This is a genomic window from Mycobacterium sp. 1465703.0 (assembly GCF_001672975.1).
Taxonomy (GTDB): domain Bacteria; phylum Actinomycetota; class Actinomycetes; order Mycobacteriales; family Mycobacteriaceae; genus Mycobacterium.
Map to the genome: position 1 here is coordinate 1 of NZ_LZKU01000296.1, position 16,027 is coordinate 16,027.

Genomic DNA, 16,027 nt, shown 5'->3' on the forward strand with positions numbered 1-16,027 from the left:
CTCGACGAGGTCGCCGGTGACGCCGACGCCGTCGCGGAGCGTCGCGACGAGATCATCGCGGCGATGGCCAACACCGCCAAACCGTACTTCGGCGATGTCGGCGAGATGACCTACCTGCAATGGCTGCAGCGCTACGTCGAGCTGACCATCGGAGAGGGTGATTCCACCGCCGACACCGCCTCGCCGGGCAGCCCGTGGCTGGCCGACACCTGGCGAGACCGTTTCCAGCAGATGCTGCAACGAGCCGAAGCGCGTTTGCATCCAAAGGATTTCGGTCCGATCGAGACGCTGTTCGACGACGAGGGGCTGCTGGAGAACCCCGAGGCGGCAATCGATCTGCTGTCGGACCGCTATCCCGATGCCGAGACCGTGCAACTGCACCCGGCCGACGTCCCGTTCTTCGTCACGCTGTGCAAGACGCTGGGCAAGCCGGTCAACTTCGTGCCGGTGATCGACAAGGATGTGCGGCGCTGGTGGCGTAGCGACTCGCTGTGGCAGGCGCACGACGCCCGCTACGACGCCGATCAGGTATGCATCATTCCGGGTATCGCGGCCGTGGCCGGCATCACTCGGATGGACGAACCCATTGGTGAACTGCTGGACCGCTTCGAGCAGGCGGCCATTGACGAGACGCTTGCCGCTGGCGTGGAGCCCACGGCCGTCACATCCCGCCGGACCGGCCGCGCCGACGTCACCGGACCGCTGGCCGTCGTGCTGGACGCCCCCGATGTGCAGTGGGCCGGACGCACCGCGATCAACCCGGTGCACCGAATCGCCGATCCCACCGAGTGGCTGGTGCATGACGGACCCGACAGCCGCCGCGCCACGCATTCGACCACCGGCGCGCGGCTCGAGGTCGACGGCGATCGCGTCGTGCTCAGCGTTCCGGTTTCGGGCACCTGGATCGACATCCCATTCACCTTGCCGCCCAACACCATTGACGGCGGCACCCCGGTGGTCTCCACCCAGGATGCCGCCACGGCCATGCGTGCGGTGTTGGCCATCGCCGCCGGCGTCGACGGGCCGGATTTCCTGCCCGCAGTCACCGACGGAGCGGCCACCGTCACGGTGGACTGGGACCCCGAGCGGGTCGCCGACCACACCGGAGTCACCGCGACGTTCGGGGAACCGTTGGCGCCCAGCCTCACCACCGTGCCCGACGCGCTCGTCGGCCCGTGCTGGCCCGCCGTCTTCTCGACCATCGGCTCGGCCGTCACCGACACCGGCGTTCCGGTCATCGAGGGCCTGTTGAGCCTGGTGCATCTCGACCACGCCGCGCACATGGTCGGCACGCTGCCCAAGACCCGGTCGCAATTGGCAATCACCGCAACGGCTTCGGCGGCCGTCGACACGGACATGGGACGTGTGGTCCGGGTCTCGGTGACCATCGCCGACGCCGATGGTGAGCTGGTCGCCACCCTCGATGAGCGTTTCGCCATCCTGGGACGCACCGGTGCCGCCGAACTGACCGACCCGACGCGTGCCGGTGGCGCGGTTTCGCAGAACGCGACCGACACCCCGCGGCGGCGCCGCCGCGACGTCACCATCACCGCTCCGGTCGACATGCGACCGTTCGCGGTGGTCTCCGGTGACCACAACCCAATCCATACCGACCGGGCCGCCGCTCTGCTGGCCGGCCTGGAATCGCCCATCGTGCACGGCATGTGGCTGTCGGCCGCCGCGCAGCACGCGGTGACCGCCACCGACGGTCAGACCCGTCCGCCGGCGCGGCTGATCGGCTGGACCGCGCGATTCCTGGGCATGGTCCGACCCGGCGACGAGGTCGCCTTCCGCGTCGACCGTGTCGGAATCGACCAGGGCGCTGAGGTTTTGGAGGTCACGGCCAAGATCGGTTCGGATCTGGTGATGTCGGCGACGGCCCGCCTAGCGTCCCCGCACACCGTCTACGCCTTCCCCGGCCAGGGCATTCAGCACAAGGGCATGGGCATGGACGTCCGGGCCCGGTCCAAGGCCGCCCGCAAGGTGTGGGACAAAGCGGACAAGTTCACCCGCGACACCCTGGGCTTCTCGGTATTGCACGTGGTGCGCGACAACCCGACCAGCATCATCGCCAGCGGCGTGCACTACAACCACCCCGAGGGCGTGTTGTATCTGACCCAGTTCACCCAGGTCGCGATGGCGACGGTGGCGGCCGCGCAGGTCGCCGAGATGCGCGAGCAGGGCGCCTTCGTCGAAGGTGCGATCGCCTGCGGCCACTCCGTCGGCGAGTACACCGCACTGGCCTGCGTGACGGGCATCTACGAACTGGAAGCCTTGCTGGAGACGGTGTTTCACCGCGGATCGAAGATGCACGATATCGTGCCGCGCGACGAGCTCGGCCGGTCCAACTACCGGCTGGCCGCGATTCGGCCGTCACAGATCGACCTGCCGGACGACGAAGTCCCCGCGTTCGTCGCGGGAATCGCCGAGAGTACAGGCGAATTCCTGGAGATCGTCAACTTCAACCTGCGCGGGTCGCAGTACGCCATCGCCGGTACCGTGCGCGGTTTGGAGGCGCTCGAAGAAGAGGTGGAGCGGCGTCGGGCGATCAGTGGCGGCAAGCGCTCGTTCATCTTGGTGCCCGGTATCGATGTGCCGTTCCACTCGCGGGTGTTGCGAGTCGGCGTCGCGGAATTCCGGCGGTCACTCGACCGAGTCATGCCGCGCGACAAGGATCCCGACGTCATCATCGGTCGCTACATCCCGAACTTGGTGCCCCGCCCGTTCACCCTGGACCGCGACTTCATCCAGGAGATCCGCGACCTGGTGCCGGCCGAGCCGCTCGACCCGATCCTGGCCGACTACGACACCTGGCTGGCCGAACGCCGCATCGAGATGGCCCGCACGGTCCTGATCGAGTTGCTGGCATGGCAGTTCGCCAGCCCGGTGCGCTGGATCGAGACCCAGGACCTGCTGTTCACCGAGGAGGCCGCCGGTGGTCTGGGCGTGGAGCGGTTCGTCGAGATCGGTGTGAAGTCCGCACCGACCGTCGCGGGGCTGGCCACCAACACCCTCAAGCTGCCCGAATATGCCCACAGCACAGTCGAAGTGCTCAACGCCGAGCGCGACGCCGCGGTGCTGTTCGCCACCGATACCGACCCCGAGCCGGAGTCCGAGGACGAGCCGGAGGTGCCCGCCGAAACCGCCTCAGCACCGGAGGCGGCCGCGGCCGCACCGGCCCCCGCGGCGCCAACAGCTCCGTCGGGTGCGGCCCGGCCGGACGACATCGGGTTCGACGCCGCCGATGCCACACTGGCGCTGATCGCACTGTCGGCCAAGATGCGCATCGATCAGATCGAAGAGCTGGACTCCATCGAATCCATCACCGACGGTGCGTCGTCGCGACGCAACCAGCTGCTGGTGGACCTGGGTTCGGAGCTGAACCTGGGCGCCATCGACGGTGCCGCCGAAGCGGACCTGGCCGGGCTGCGCGCGCAGGTGACGAAGTTGGCGCGCACCTACAAGCCTTACGGCCCAGTGCTTTCCGATGCGATCAACGATCAGCTGCGCACGGTGCTGGGGCCCTCGGGTAAGCGGCCGGCTGCCATCGCCGAGCGGGTCAAGAAGACCTGGGAGCTTGGCGAGGGCTGGGCCAAGCACGTCACGGTCGAGGTCGTCCTGGGAACCCGTGAGGGGACCAGTGTCCGGGGTGGTGCCATGGGCCATCTGCACGAAGGCGCGCTGGCCGACGCCGCCTCCGTCGACAAGGTGATCGACGCCGCGGTGGCTTCCGTTGCCGCGCGTCGCGGCATTGCGGTGGCGCTGCCGTCTTCGGGTGGTGGCGGCGGCGGTGCGACCATCGACGCGGCCGCACTGGGCGAGTTCACCGATCAGATCACCGGCCGCGACGGCGTGCTGGCCTCGGCGGCCCGCCTGGTACTGAACCAGCTGGGCCTGGACGATCCGGTCAGCGCTTCGCCGGCGGCCACCGACGCCGAGCTCATCGACCTGGTGACCGCCGAACTGGGTGCCGATTGGCCACGCCTGGTGGCGCCGGTGTTCGAGTCGAAGAAGGCCGTACTGTTCGACGACCGCTGGGCCAGTGCCCGCGAAGACCTGGTCAAGCTCTGGCTGACCGACGAGGGTGACATTGACGCCCAATGGGTGAGCCTGTCCGAAAGGTTCGAGGGCGCAGGCCATGTGGTGGCCACCCAGGCCACCTGGTGGCAGGGCAGAGCCCTGTCGACGGGTCGTCAGATTCACGCGTCGCTGTTCGGCCGGATCGCGGCGGGTGCCGAGAACCCGGATCCCGGCCGGTACAGCAAGGAAGTCGCCGTCGTCACGGGCGCATCCAAGGGCTCGATCGCCGCATCGGTCGTCGGGCGACTGCTCGACGGCGGCGCCACCGTCATCGCGACGACGTCCAAGCTCGACGAGGAGCGGCTGGCGTTCTACCGCGGGCTGTATCGTGACCACGCGCGGTACGGCGCGGCGCTCTGGGTGGTGGCGGCCAACATGGCGTCCTACTCCGACATCGACGCGCTGGTCGAGTGGGTTGGCACCGAACAAACCGAAAGCCTTGGGCCGCAGTCGATTCACGTCAAGGATGCGCAGACCCCGACGCTGCTGTTCCCGTTCGCCGCACCGCGGGTCGCGGGCGACCTGTCCGAGGCCGGCTCGCGCTCCGAGATGGAGATGAAGGTGCTGCTGTGGGCGGTGCAGCGATTGATCGGCGGGCTGTCGAAGATCGGCGCCGAGCGCGACATCGCATCTCGGCTGCATGTGGTGCTGCCGGGCTCGCCGAACCGCGGAATGTTCGGTGGTGACGGCGCTTACGGTGAAGCCAAGTCAGCACTGGACGCCTTGGTGAGCCGTTGGCACGCCGAGTCGTCGTGGGCGGCACGGGTCAGCCTGGCGCACGCGCTGATCGGCTGGACCCGCGGCACCGGGCTGATGGGCCACAACGACGCCATCGTCGACGCGGTCGAGGAGGCCGGTGTCACGACCTACTCGACCGACGAGATGGCGGCAATGCTGCTGGACCTCTGCGATGTCGAGTCCAAGGTCGCCGCCGCCGGTGCGCCGATCAAGGCCGACCTGACCGGCGGTTTGGCCGAGGCCAACCTCGACATGGCCGAACTGGCCGCCAAGGCCCGCGAGCAAGCCACCTCGGCATCCGACGACGATGCTGCGGCGCTCGAGGGCGAGGGCACCATTGCCGCGCTGCCGTCGCCGCCGCGCGGCTTCACCCCGGCACCAGCTCCGGAATGGGCAGACCTCGACGTCGACCCGGCCGATCTGGTGGTCATCGTCGGCGGCGCGGAACTCGGCCCGTACGGCTCGTCACGCACCCGCTTCGAGATGGAGGTCGACAACGAACTGTCCGCGGCGGGCGTCCTGGAGCTTGCCTGGACTACCGGCTTGATCCGCTGGGAGGATGACCCCCAACCCGGTTGGTACGACACGCAATCCGGTGATCTGGTGGACGAATCCGAGTTGGTCGAGCGCTACCACGACACCGTCGTCGAGCGTTGCGGCATCCGGGAGTTCGTCGACGACGGCGCGATCGATCCCGACCACGCCTCACCGCTGCTGGTGTCGGTGTTCCTGGATAAGGACTTCGCCTTCGTGGTGTCCTCGGAGGCCGACGCGCGTGCCTTCGTCGAATTCGATCCGGAACACACGGTCATCCGGCCGGTGCCCGACTCGAGTGACTGGCAGGTGATCCGCAAGGCCGGCACCGAGATTCGGGTGCCGCGAAAGACCAAGCTGTCGCGGACGGTCGGCGCGCAGATCCCCACCGGTTTCGATCCGACCGTGTTCGGCATCAGCCAGGACATGGCCAGCTCGACCGACCGGGTGGCGCTGTGGAACATCGTCGCGACCGTCGACGCCTTCCTGTCTTCGGGCTTCACCCCGGCCGAGTTGATGCGCTGGGTGCACCCGGGCCTGGTGGCCAGCACGCAGGGCACCGGCATGGGCGGCATGACGTCGATGCAGACCATGTATCACGGCAACCTGCTCGGCCGGAACAAGCCGAACGACATCCTTCAGGAAGTCCTGCCGAATGTTGTTGCCGCGCACGTCATTCAGTCCTATGTCGGCAGCTACGGCGCGATGATCCACCCGGTTGGTGCATGCGCGACCGCCGCGGTGTCGGTCGAGGAGGGTGTCGACAAGATCCGTTTGGGCAAGGCCGAATTGGTGGTCGCCGGCGGATTCGACGATCTGACGCTGGAAGCCATCATCGGATTCGGTGACATGGCGGCCACCGCCGACACTTCCATGATGCGGGGCCGCGGCATCCACGACTCGAAGTTCTCCCGGCCCAACGATCGACGCCGGCTGGGATTCCTCGAGGCGCAGGGCGGCGGCACCATCCTGTTGGCGCGCGGCGACCTGGCGCTCAAGATGGGCCTGCCGGTGCTGGCTGTGGTGGCCTATGCGCAGTCGTTCGCCGACGGCGTGCACACCTCGATCCCGGCCCCGGGGCTGGGCGCGCTGGGCGCGGGTCGCGGCGGCAAGGATTCGGCGCTGGCGCGGTCGCTGGCCAAGCTCGGGGTGGGCGCTGACGACATTGCGGTGATCTCCAAGCACGACACCTCGACGCTGGCCAACGATCCCAACGAGACCGAACTGCACGAGCGGCTCGCCGACTCGCTGGGGCGCTCCGAGGGTGCCCCGCTGTTCGTGGTGTCGCAGAAGAGCCTCACCGGGCACGCCAAGGGCGGCGCGGCGGTCTTCCAGATGATGGGCCTGTGCCAGATCCTGCGTGACGGGGTGATCCCACCGAACCGCAGCCTGGATTGCGTCGATGACGAACTGTCCGGCTCGGCCCACTTCGTCTGGGTGCGCGAGACGCTGCGGCTGAGGGAGAAGTTCCCGCTGAAGGCGGGGATGGTGACCAGCCTTGGCTTCGGCCATGTTTCAGGCTTGGTTGCGCTGGTGCACCCGCAGGCGTTCGTCGCCGCGCTCGACCCGGAGCAGCGTACGGACTACCAGCGGCGCGCGGATGCCCGCCTGCTGGCCGGTCAGCGGCGGCTGGCGTCGGCGATCGCCGGCGGCGCGCCGATGTACGAGCGGCCACCGAACCGTCGCTTCGACCATGACGCACCGGAGAAGCGTCAGGAAGCGGCGATGCTGCTGAACCCGGATTCGCGTCTGGGCGACGGCGAGGCCTACCAGGTCTCTGCCGGATGACGCCGGTTTATTGCCCGGTACCTCGCCGGTCCGCTACGCGGACCGCATCGTCGCCGGCCCCGGCCATCCGTTAGCCTGGCGACCCATGGGAATTGTCGGTGTGGGGATCGATCTCGTCTCCATTCCTGATTTCGCGGAACAGGTCGACCAGCCGGGAACCGTCTTCTCCGAGACGTTCACCCCGGGGGAGCGTCGTGACGCGTCGGACAAGAGTTCGTCGGCGGCACGGCATCTGGCGGCCCGCTGGGCCGCGAAGGAGGCCGTGATCAAGGCCTGGTCGGGCTCGCGGTTCGCTCAGCGTCCGGTGCTGCCGGAGGACATCCACCGCGACATCGAGGTGGTCACCGACATGTGGGGACGGCCCCGGGTCCGGCTCAGCGGTGACATCGCCAAACATCTGGCCGACGTGACGATCCACGTGTCGCTGACCCACGAAGGCGACACCGCCGCCGCGGTGGCCATTTTGGAGACGACCGCCGACTAGCCGCGCGCCCAATTCGGCCTGGGGGATTAGCCTCGTGGGTATGACCGATCTGGTTGAACGCGTCCGCGAGCTGCTGCCGTCAGTGCGGCGCGATCTGGAAGACCTGGTGCGCATCGAGTCGGTGTGGGCGGACCCGGGCCGACGGCCACAGGTGCACCGCAGCGCCCGGGCGGTGGCGGATCTATTGTCGCAGGCCGGGTTTGACGACGTACAGATCGTCAGTGAAGGGGGAGCGCCGGCGGTCATCGCGCGCCATCCCGCGCCGCCCGGCGCACCGACAGTGCTGCTGTACGCCCACCACGACGTGCAGCCCGAAGGCGACCGCAGCGAATGGGTGTCGCCGCCCTTCGAACCGACCGAACGTGGCGGGCGGCTCTATGGTCGCGGCACTGCTGACGACAAGGCCGGTATCGCAACACATTTGGCGGCGTTTCGGGCGCACGGCGGACAGCCGCCAGTGGGTGTGACGGTGTTTGTCGAGGGCGAAGAGGAATCCGGGTCACCGTCGCTCGGCCAATTGCTTGCCGCGCATCGCGAGACGCTCGCCGCCGACGTGATCGTGATCGCCGACTCGGACAACTGGGGCACCGACGTCCCGGCGCTGACCGTGTCGCTGCGCGGCCTGGTCGACTGCGTGGTCGAGGTCGCCACCCTCGACCACGGGTTGCACTCCGGCCTGTGGGGCGGGGTGGTGCCCGACGCGCTGAGCGTCCTGGTGCGACTATTGGCCAGTCTGCATGACGACGACGGCAATGTGGCGGTCGACGGCCTGCACCAGACGGACATCACCGCGCTGAACTACCCCGACTACCCGCCGGAGCGCGCCCGCACCGACTCCGGTCTGCTCGACGGTGTAGCCGAGATCGGCTCTGGCTCAGTGCCGCAACGGTTGTGGGCCAAACCCGCGATCACGGTGATCGGCATCGACACCACGCCGATCGAGAAGGCGTCGAACACGCTGATCCCACGGGCACGGGCCAAGATCAGCATGCGGGTGGCCCCCGGCGGCGACGCCGCTGCACACCTGGATGCATTGACCACCCACCTGCAAAACCACACCCCGTGGGGTGCGCAGATCAGTGTCACCTGCGGTGACATCGGTGAGCCCTATGCCATCGAGGCCAGCGGAGCGGTCTACGACGCCGCCCGCGCGGCGTTTCGGCAGGCGTGGGGTGCCGATCCGATCGACATGGGCATGGGCGGGTCGATTCCGTTCATCGCCGAGTTCGCCGTCGCGTTCCCGCAAGCAAAGATTCTGGTCACCGGCGTGGAGGACCCCGCCACCCAGGCGCACAGCATCAACGAGAGTCTGCACCTGGGAGTGCTGGAACGTGCGGCGATCAGCGAGGCCCTGCTGCTCGCCAACCTGGCCTAAGCCAGAAACTCGACCCCAGATTGCCTTTGTAGACCGACCGTCTCGTTGCATACTGCTTTAGAGGCAGCCACTCGTAGCAGGAGAGGCCACGGTGACTACGGAAGACACCCTGACCGGCAAGCCAGATAAGGCCGGCAAGACCAACCGTTACCACTTTGATCGCCACACCCCGGAGTACCGCGAACGGTTCACCGAGATCACCGAGGAGATGCACGCCAGGTGCCCGGTGGCGTGGACCGACACCTACGACGGGCATTGGGTGGCCGCGGGCAGCCGGGAAGTCTTCGAACTCGCTCGCTGCCCGCAGGTGTCCAACGACCACGACGTGACCGGCGATGGCACCGGCTACAAGGGCATCACCATTCCCACGCTGCCGCAGGGCACCGGCGTCCGTGGCGGCATGCTCGAGATGGACGAACCCGAGCACTCCGCCTACCGCAGCATCCTGAACCCCTATCTGTCGCCGGCAGCCGTCAAACGCTGGAAGCCGTTTGTCGACGAGATCGTGCGGGCGAGCATCGACGAGAAAATCGAAGTGGGGCGAATCGACTTCGTCGACGATCTCGCGAACGTCGTGCCCGCCGTCCTGACTCTGGCGATCATGGGCGTTCCGCTGAAGAAGTGGCAGCTCTACTGCGAGCCGGCCCACGCCGGCGTGTACACGCCCGCCGATTCCCCTGATGCCCCAAGGGTTTTGGAGCAGACGATGGCGATGGTAGCGGACCTGTTCAACCACCTCCTGGAGATCCGGGATAACCCACGCCCCGGCCTGGTGGACGCGTTGGCGCGCCTGCAGATCGACGGCGAACCCGCCCCCGACGCCGAACTGCTCGGAATGCTCAGCTTGATCATCGGCGGAGGTTTCGATACGACGACGGCCCTGACCGCACACGCCTTGGAATGGCTGGGCGAAAATCACGAGCAGCGCGAATTGCTGAGGCGCGATCGGGAAACGCTGCTCGACTCGGCGACCGAGGAATTCCTGCGTTACTTCACGCCCGCTCCCGGCGACGGTCGCACCATCGCCGCCGACCTCGAGATTGCGGGCACGAAGTTCAAGGAGGGCGATCGTTTGTGGTTGTCCTGGGCGATGGCCAACCGCGACCCCGCGGTGTTTCCCGATCCGAATCGACTAGACCTGAGCCGCAAGAACAACCGGCACTTCAGCTTTGGGCTCGGTATCCACCGCTGCATAGGGTCCAACGTCGCGCGCATCGTGTTCAAGTCGATGCTCATGGCGGTGCTCGATCGGATGCCCGACTACCGCTGCGACCCCGAGGGCACCGTGCACTACCCGACGATCGGCGTGATCCAGGGCATGCAACACCTTCCGGCCACCTTTACGCCCGGCAGTCGACTCGGACCGGGGATCGACGAGACGCTGGAGAAGCTGCAGCGGGTCTGCGACGAACAGGGGATAGCTCGGCCCATCACCGAGTACGCAGAAGCCGCCGTCATCGGCTAGACGGACAGGTCGCGGCGCAGCTTGGCGACGTGCCCGGTGGCCTTCACGTTGTATTGGGCGACCTCGACCTTGCCCTTCTCGTCGACCACGAACGTGGAGCGGATGACGCCGGTGACCGTCTTGCCGTACATCTGCTTCTCGCCGTAAGCGCCATAGGCCGTCAAAACCTTGCGCTCGGGATCGGACAGCAGCGGGAACGTCAGCTTCTCGGTATCCCGGAACTTGGCGAGCTTTTCCGGCTTGTCGGGGGAGATGCCGATGACGTCGAGGCCGGCGCCGTTGAGTTCGGCCAGGCTGTCCCGAAAGTCGCACGCCTGCTTGGTGCACCCCGGCGTCGAGGCGGCCGGGTAGAAGTACACGACGACACGGCGTCCCTTGTAGTCGGCCAGCGACACTTTCTTGCCGTTGGCGTCGGGCAGGCTGAAGGAAGGCGCTTTGTCGCCCGGCGCAAGCCGCGTCGTCTCAGTCAAGGTGCTTCCCCTTTCGGTTCACCAAAGCATCGGCACTAGGGTAGTTCCTCAGGTGCACGAGGCTCAGTTGGAGGACACAGTGGCGGACCGGGACCCCGAAGCCATCAAGCAAGACATCGACGTCGCTCGTGACCAGCTGGCGGCGACCGTCGACTCACTTGCCGAGCGGGCCAACCCGCGTCGCCTCGCCGATGACCTCAAGGCCCGGGTGATCGGGTTCGTGCAGAAGCCCGTGGTGATCGCGTCCCTAGCCGGCGTCGGGGCGCTGGTCGTGGTGGTGGCGGTGCGTCGGGTCAGGAATCGCTGACTCGCCCGGTCTGGACATACACCGGGATGTCGTCGGCCCAGGGCTGGTTGGTGGCCATGTCGTCGACTTCGCAGTAGCCGCGTTCGAATTCGCCGGTCGCCGCATCGACCAGCCGGTATTCCTGCCGCTGCTGGTGGATGGGCTGGGCATCGAGGATGACGACGCGCACCTCGCCCGGTTCGAAGTCGCACCGCTGCTGTAGCGCCTCGATCAGGCACTCGTTGTGCATGTGCCCGTCGCCGAAGTTCCAGCCCAGAACCATTGCGCACAGGACTTCGCCCTCACACAGGTTGTAGTCGTCCTCGTCGTAGTCGGCCATCGCCCGGTGCGCCAGGGTGAGCAGGGCGCGCCCGTGAGTGTTCATGCCCCGGAATGCGAGGGCCAGGTGCAGCGGGATCAGGGTTTCCTCTTTGCTGCCGTACAACCGCTCCAGCTGCAGGTGTTGCATGGGCCCCAGCGCACGCGAGCCGACGCGGAACTTCTCGTCGGCCGACGGCCGTACACACCAAAGCGTGGTGTCCCAGTTGCCGGCGTAGTACCGCATGCCGGGCAGAAACGAGACCTTGCGCGGGTAGAGATTCCCGAGGACGACCGTCCCGGCCATCACTGCAAACAGGATGGCGATCGGCAACGGGTTGGCGATATCCGACAACCCCAGGCGCGCATGCGCGATGAACAGCCACAGCACCCCGAAGATCATGAAGACGTTCCACTCCAGCGGCACGCCCATCGGGAAGGCCAGCAGGATGTTCAGGTGGAAGACGATCATCACAAACGCTGCGATGGCCGTCGGCCAGCCGCCGTGTGAGAAGAGGAGCACCAGCGGTACCAGACCCTCGACCGCGGTCGAGAAGTGTGCGATGAAACCCGCCAGCGCGCTGGGCCGCAGGTCGTCGGGGTGATGCTTGAACATCGACCGCTTCAGCGGCCCGGACGGGATGAACGGATTGTTCGCCAGCATGGTCGAGATGACGAACGGGAAGTGCTTGTTCAGCTTCGACGTCGCCGCGCCCAGCCAGATCACCATGAACACGACCTTGGCCCCGACGACGATGTCGGACCCGGCGAACAGAAATGTCAGCGCCAGCGGTGCATACACCTCGCCGCGCGCGGCCAGGAAGATCACCTTGTCGCGCAAGCTGAGCACCGCCAGGACCGCCAGAATCGCGACCGTCCGCCACCACGGCAGCACGCCGATCTCGGTGTCCAGAGCCGGGATTGGCCCACTGCCATCGGATAGCTGCGCGGACACCAGCAGCAACAGCAGAATGCCGTACAGCAGCGCGTCGAAGGGTGTCCGGTTGCTGCCCTTGCTCAACGGCACGCGGTCGGGCCAGGGCGGCAACCGGATGGTGCCGGGTCGCAGCCAGTACAGGATCGAACCCATCGGCGGAAAATAGCGGCCGGCCAACGGTCCGAAGCAGCAGCCGAGGCCGATGACTTCGAACAGCATCGTGTAGAGCACGGCCTTCTGGAACACGATCGGCTCCGACCACCACGTGCTGACCTGTGTGAAGCCGCCGATGCCCCGGGTCGACCATGCGAAGAGCCAACCGCCGAGGATGTACAGCGCGATCTTCACGCCGTACATCACGTGCATCACCAGCGGCGTGCCGAATCCGTGCTCGGCGATGTGGCGTGCCATCGGCACAATCCGTTCGGCGCGGGAGCGGGTGTTCCACTCGGCCATGTCGACGACGGGCAGGTTGGGCCGGATGAACCCCATTGCAGCTCCTTCGACGCAGCTTGTCTCAGGGGGCCTGTCGGCGCACCTGGCGCCAATCGATGCCAGCAAGAAATTACCTGCAAGACGGGCATGCGCGAGGGGATACGGCGGCAAATGGTTGTTGAGTCCCGCGGCGGGGTTGTGGCTACTCCCAGCCCGGCGGATCGTTCTCGGCCATGTACGCCTCCCACGCCGCACGCCGCAAAGTCCGGGTGTGCAGGTCCTGGCAGATCGCCCGCGCCTGCACGGCGGTGGCGGCCCGGCCCAGATCGTGGTGCACGAAGCCGTCATCGACCCGTTCGGCGCGGAAGCCGCCCGTCGAGACCACGTGGACTCGGTACTCGCTGCGGTCGTCGATGTTGGCATGGAAGTGGCCCTCGTAGGGTTCGACCCACTTCAGCTCAGTTTTCACAAGTCCCCTTTGAAAAACCCCGACGCAAAGATGGTAGGACTCGCGAGGCTTTTGGCAAAGTGATTGACGCATTGGCGCTACCGAATAATGACCTATCCGGTGAGCTGGTGCGCCGTCAGGGTTTCGAACCCCGGACCCGCTGATTAAGAGTCAGCTGCTCTACCAACTGAGCTAACGGCGCTTGTGGTCGGTCGAGACCGCGTAGGCGACAATAACAGGCGTTGCGCTACGGAGTGAAATCCCGACCTCTGTACAGGATAACCGCCGGCGGTGGCAATCGCCGGGACGTCATCGCAGACGTTGCTGTGCAGTTTCGTCATCGACGCCAAAGAAGTTGTGATGCAACCGATGTCGTTTGTTGAGCGTTACAGCAGGGTGCCGCAGAAGGGTGCCCGGTCGGTACTGAAGGCAGCGTCCAACTCGCGCAACGCGCCCGGACGCACTTCGGTGATGCGGCCGGCCCGGACAAGCTGGGACGCCCGGTGCGCCCCCATGTACACGGTGGCCAAGTCGGCCAGACCGATCTCGATGTCGGCGGGCTCGTCATGCGGCGTGCACTTCCCGGCGCCACCGCGAGTCTGCACCTGGAAACGTCCGCCCGCCAGGCCGAGCGGATCTGTGACCTCCAGCACGATGTCGGCGTCCGCGGCGTAGCTGCGGGCGCCGAGCGCTTCGGGAATGTCGTTGATCCGCACCCACAGGAAATCGCTGGTGCCCTTGAGCTCGGCGGCGCGCTGGTCGACGAGTTTGAGCGGCAGTGGATCATCCGGCGGCACGTCGATCTCAACTCGGTAGAACATCTCCAACACCAACAGCGTCTGCAGCAACTCGGTGTAGGACTCGTCGGTGACAGGGCAGAAGTCCTCGACGACCACGGTGCCGAGCGGCGGCCGGAACGCGTGCTGGCGCGAGCCGACGACCCGATAGGTGAGGAAGCCGTCGGGATGGATCGTGTAATGCAGCGCAGATCCGTTGCCGCGCTGGGTTGGTCGGTCTTCCAGATAGTCGGCCCACCACGCATCGTCCCGGCGGATCGCGCCATGCGTTGCGGCGCACCATCTTTCGTAAATCGCCGGCAAGTGATGTCGTGCCTCGGCAACGTTGACTTCTCGGGCACGAATGCTGCTCGGCGCGGCTCGCAATTTCGCAAAGCGGCGGTCGATGGAATAGGTGTGGCTGTAGGTAGACACGCCGGCACCGAAACCGTCGTATATCGCGGTCTGGGTCGGAACGCCGCAGACGATCGGATAACCGCGGTCCAACAGTATTCCGAGCCCTTTGGAGCTCAGTTGCGCCCACAGTCCTCCGCCCTGATGTGTTGACGCGACAGCGATCATCGTCAGCCATGCGGCTCGCAGGCCGGCGCCACCCGGCACAGTGAGCTGTGCGCGGTAGATGATGGAGGTCCCCACCAGAAATGGATGTTCCGGATCGGAAACGTCCTCGGCAATCAGAATGTCGTCGAGGTTGACTCGGCGTTTCCAGGCCTCGAGGTCTTCCGGACCGACCGGATCCCCGAATGTGCGCGCCTGATTTTCAAACACCGCCTGCCACTCGTCCTCGGTTGGGTGCCGAATAGTGGTGCCGTTGTCATTCATTGCGCATCCAATCCGCTTGTAACCCAGGCAAACCGGCCCTGCGCACACCGAACCCACGTACCGCGTGCGCTTTTACATTTCGATACCCGGGTGCCAGACCGTCAAACCTCGATCCGAAATCGGGCAAATCGCCACGAATACGGGTGCTGTGAGCAATTCGACACCGGGCGGGTCAAACGAGGTGGTTTCGGGTAGGCGATACGCCATGCTGCGAGTAATCACCAGGCTTGCCATCGCCGCGCCCCGCCGCATCATCGGGATCGCCGTGCTGATCCTGCTGGGGGCTGCGATTTTCGGGCTCCCGGTGGTCAACGGCCTTTCCGGCGGCGGCTTTCAAGACGCCACTTCGGAGTCTTCCCGGGCGACCGAGACCCTTCGGGACAAGTTCAACCAGACCGATCAGCAGATGCTGATCGTGGTGACCGCGCCCGCCGGTGTGCGCAGCGATCAGGCTAGCCGGGTCGGCATCGACATCACCGACCAGCTGAAACGGACACCGTGGGTGCTGAACGTCTCCTCGGCGTGGACCTCGCCGCCCGCTGCCGCTGCCCAGTTGGTGAGCAAGGACAACAAGTCCGGCATGATCGTGGCCGGCCTGAGGGGCGGGGAAAACGACGCGCAGAAGTACGCCAGCAGGTTGACCAAGGATCTGGTGCACGATCGCGACGGCGTCACCGTGCGTGCCGGCGGCATGGCCGTGGCGTATGCGCAGATCAATCAGCAGAACCAACGAGACCTGCTGTTGATGGAGTCCATCGCGATTCCGCTCAGCTTCGCGGTAGCGGGTGATGATCAGCAGGTTGTAATCGATCGCCAGGGCGAGCCCCATGGCGATGCTGAGGTCCAGCGCGTAGGCCGATACATCGGTGACAGCGCTGATCAGCCGCAGTACCGACATGGTGCAGACAATGGCCAATGCGCCCAGGACAATGGGCAGCGCCGCCGCTACAACTCCGCCGAGCACCCAGACCAGTACCGCGAAGCTGAGCGGAATCGCGATGGACTCCATCAACAGCAGGTCTCGTTGGTTCTGCTGATTGATCTGCGCAT

The 16,027-nt window shown here is 66.5% G+C and carries 9 protein-coding genes, 1 tRNA gene and 2 pseudogenes; 6 read left to right on the top strand and 6 right to left on the bottom strand.

What is annotated here, in order from left to right; genetic code table 11:
• The 4 genes from A5625_RS27665 to A5625_RS27680 all read left to right on the top strand — a co-directional run.
• Positions 1-7,140: type I polyketide synthase (locus A5625_RS27665; RefSeq protein ID WP_067002078.1), on the top strand; the 7,140-nt coding region annotated here is incomplete at its 5' end.
• Positions 7,141-7,225: 85 nt separating this feature from the next.
• Entirely contained in the window at positions 7,226-7,624 is a 399-nt protein-coding gene (locus A5625_RS27670) for a holo-ACP synthase (RefSeq protein ID WP_067002083.1), read from the top strand.
• Positions 7,625-7,664: 40 nt separating this feature from the next.
• The gene (locus A5625_RS27675; protein WP_067002086.1) at positions 7,665-8,999 is read left to right on the top strand and encodes a dipeptidase; all 1,335 of its coding nucleotides are present in this window, start codon (positions 7,665-7,667) and stop codon (positions 8,997-8,999) included.
• Between the two features lie 91 nt (positions 9,000-9,090).
• Positions 9,091-10,464, top strand: coding sequence for a cytochrome P450 (locus A5625_RS27680; protein WP_067002089.1), 1,374 nt, complete (start codon positions 9,091-9,093; stop codon positions 10,462-10,464).
• On the opposite strand, the gene bcp is transcribed toward A5625_RS27680, so the two are convergent.
• Positions 10,461-10,934, bottom strand: coding sequence for a thioredoxin-dependent thiol peroxidase (gene bcp / locus A5625_RS27685; protein ID WP_067002092.1), 474 nt, complete (start codon positions 10,932-10,934; stop codon positions 10,461-10,463). The two genes, A5625_RS27680 and bcp, sit on opposite strands and share 4 nt — an antisense overlap.
• Before the next feature lie 79 nt (positions 10,935-11,013).
• On the opposite strand from bcp, the gene A5625_RS27690 reads away from it, so the two are divergent.
• Positions 11,014-11,241: a DUF3618 domain-containing protein gene (locus tag A5625_RS27690; RefSeq protein ID WP_067002104.1), complete on the top strand. Its 228-nt coding sequence runs from the start codon at positions 11,014-11,016 to the stop codon at positions 11,239-11,241.
• Here the strand turns inward: A5625_RS27690 and A5625_RS27695 are convergent.
• The 4 genes from A5625_RS27695 to A5625_RS27710 form a co-directional block, all read right to left on the bottom strand.
• Complete coding sequence (locus tag A5625_RS27695) at positions 11,228-12,967, bottom strand: DUF3556 domain-containing protein (RefSeq protein ID WP_067002095.1); 1,740 nt, start codon at positions 12,965-12,967, stop codon at positions 11,228-11,230. The two genes, A5625_RS27690 and A5625_RS27695, sit on opposite strands and share 14 nt — an antisense overlap.
• 145 nt (positions 12,968-13,112) lie before the next feature.
• Positions 13,113-13,379: a hypothetical protein gene (locus A5625_RS27700; protein WP_067002098.1), complete on the bottom strand. Its 267-nt coding sequence runs from the start codon at positions 13,377-13,379 to the stop codon at positions 13,113-13,115.
• A gap of 105 nt (positions 13,380-13,484) precedes the next feature.
• Positions 13,485-13,560 (bottom strand) — tRNA-Lys (locus A5625_RS27705).
• Between the two features lie 184 nt (positions 13,561-13,744).
• A complete protein-coding gene (locus tag A5625_RS27710) occupies positions 13,745-14,977 on the bottom strand; it encodes a GNAT family N-acetyltransferase (protein WP_067002101.1) in 1,233 nt (410 codons plus the stop codon).
• A gap of 205 nt (positions 14,978-15,182) precedes the next feature.
• Between A5625_RS27710 and A5625_RS27715 the strand changes: the two are divergent.
• Positions 15,183-15,758, top strand: a pseudogene (locus A5625_RS27715) (MMPL family transporter); the annotation flags it as partial.
• 39 nt (positions 15,759-15,797) lie between these two features.
• Here A5625_RS27715 and A5625_RS30415 read toward each other — a convergent pair.
• Positions 15,798-15,986 (bottom strand): annotated as a pseudogene (locus tag A5625_RS30415) (hypothetical protein); the annotation flags it as partial.
• Positions 15,987-16,027 lie beyond the last annotated feature (41 nt).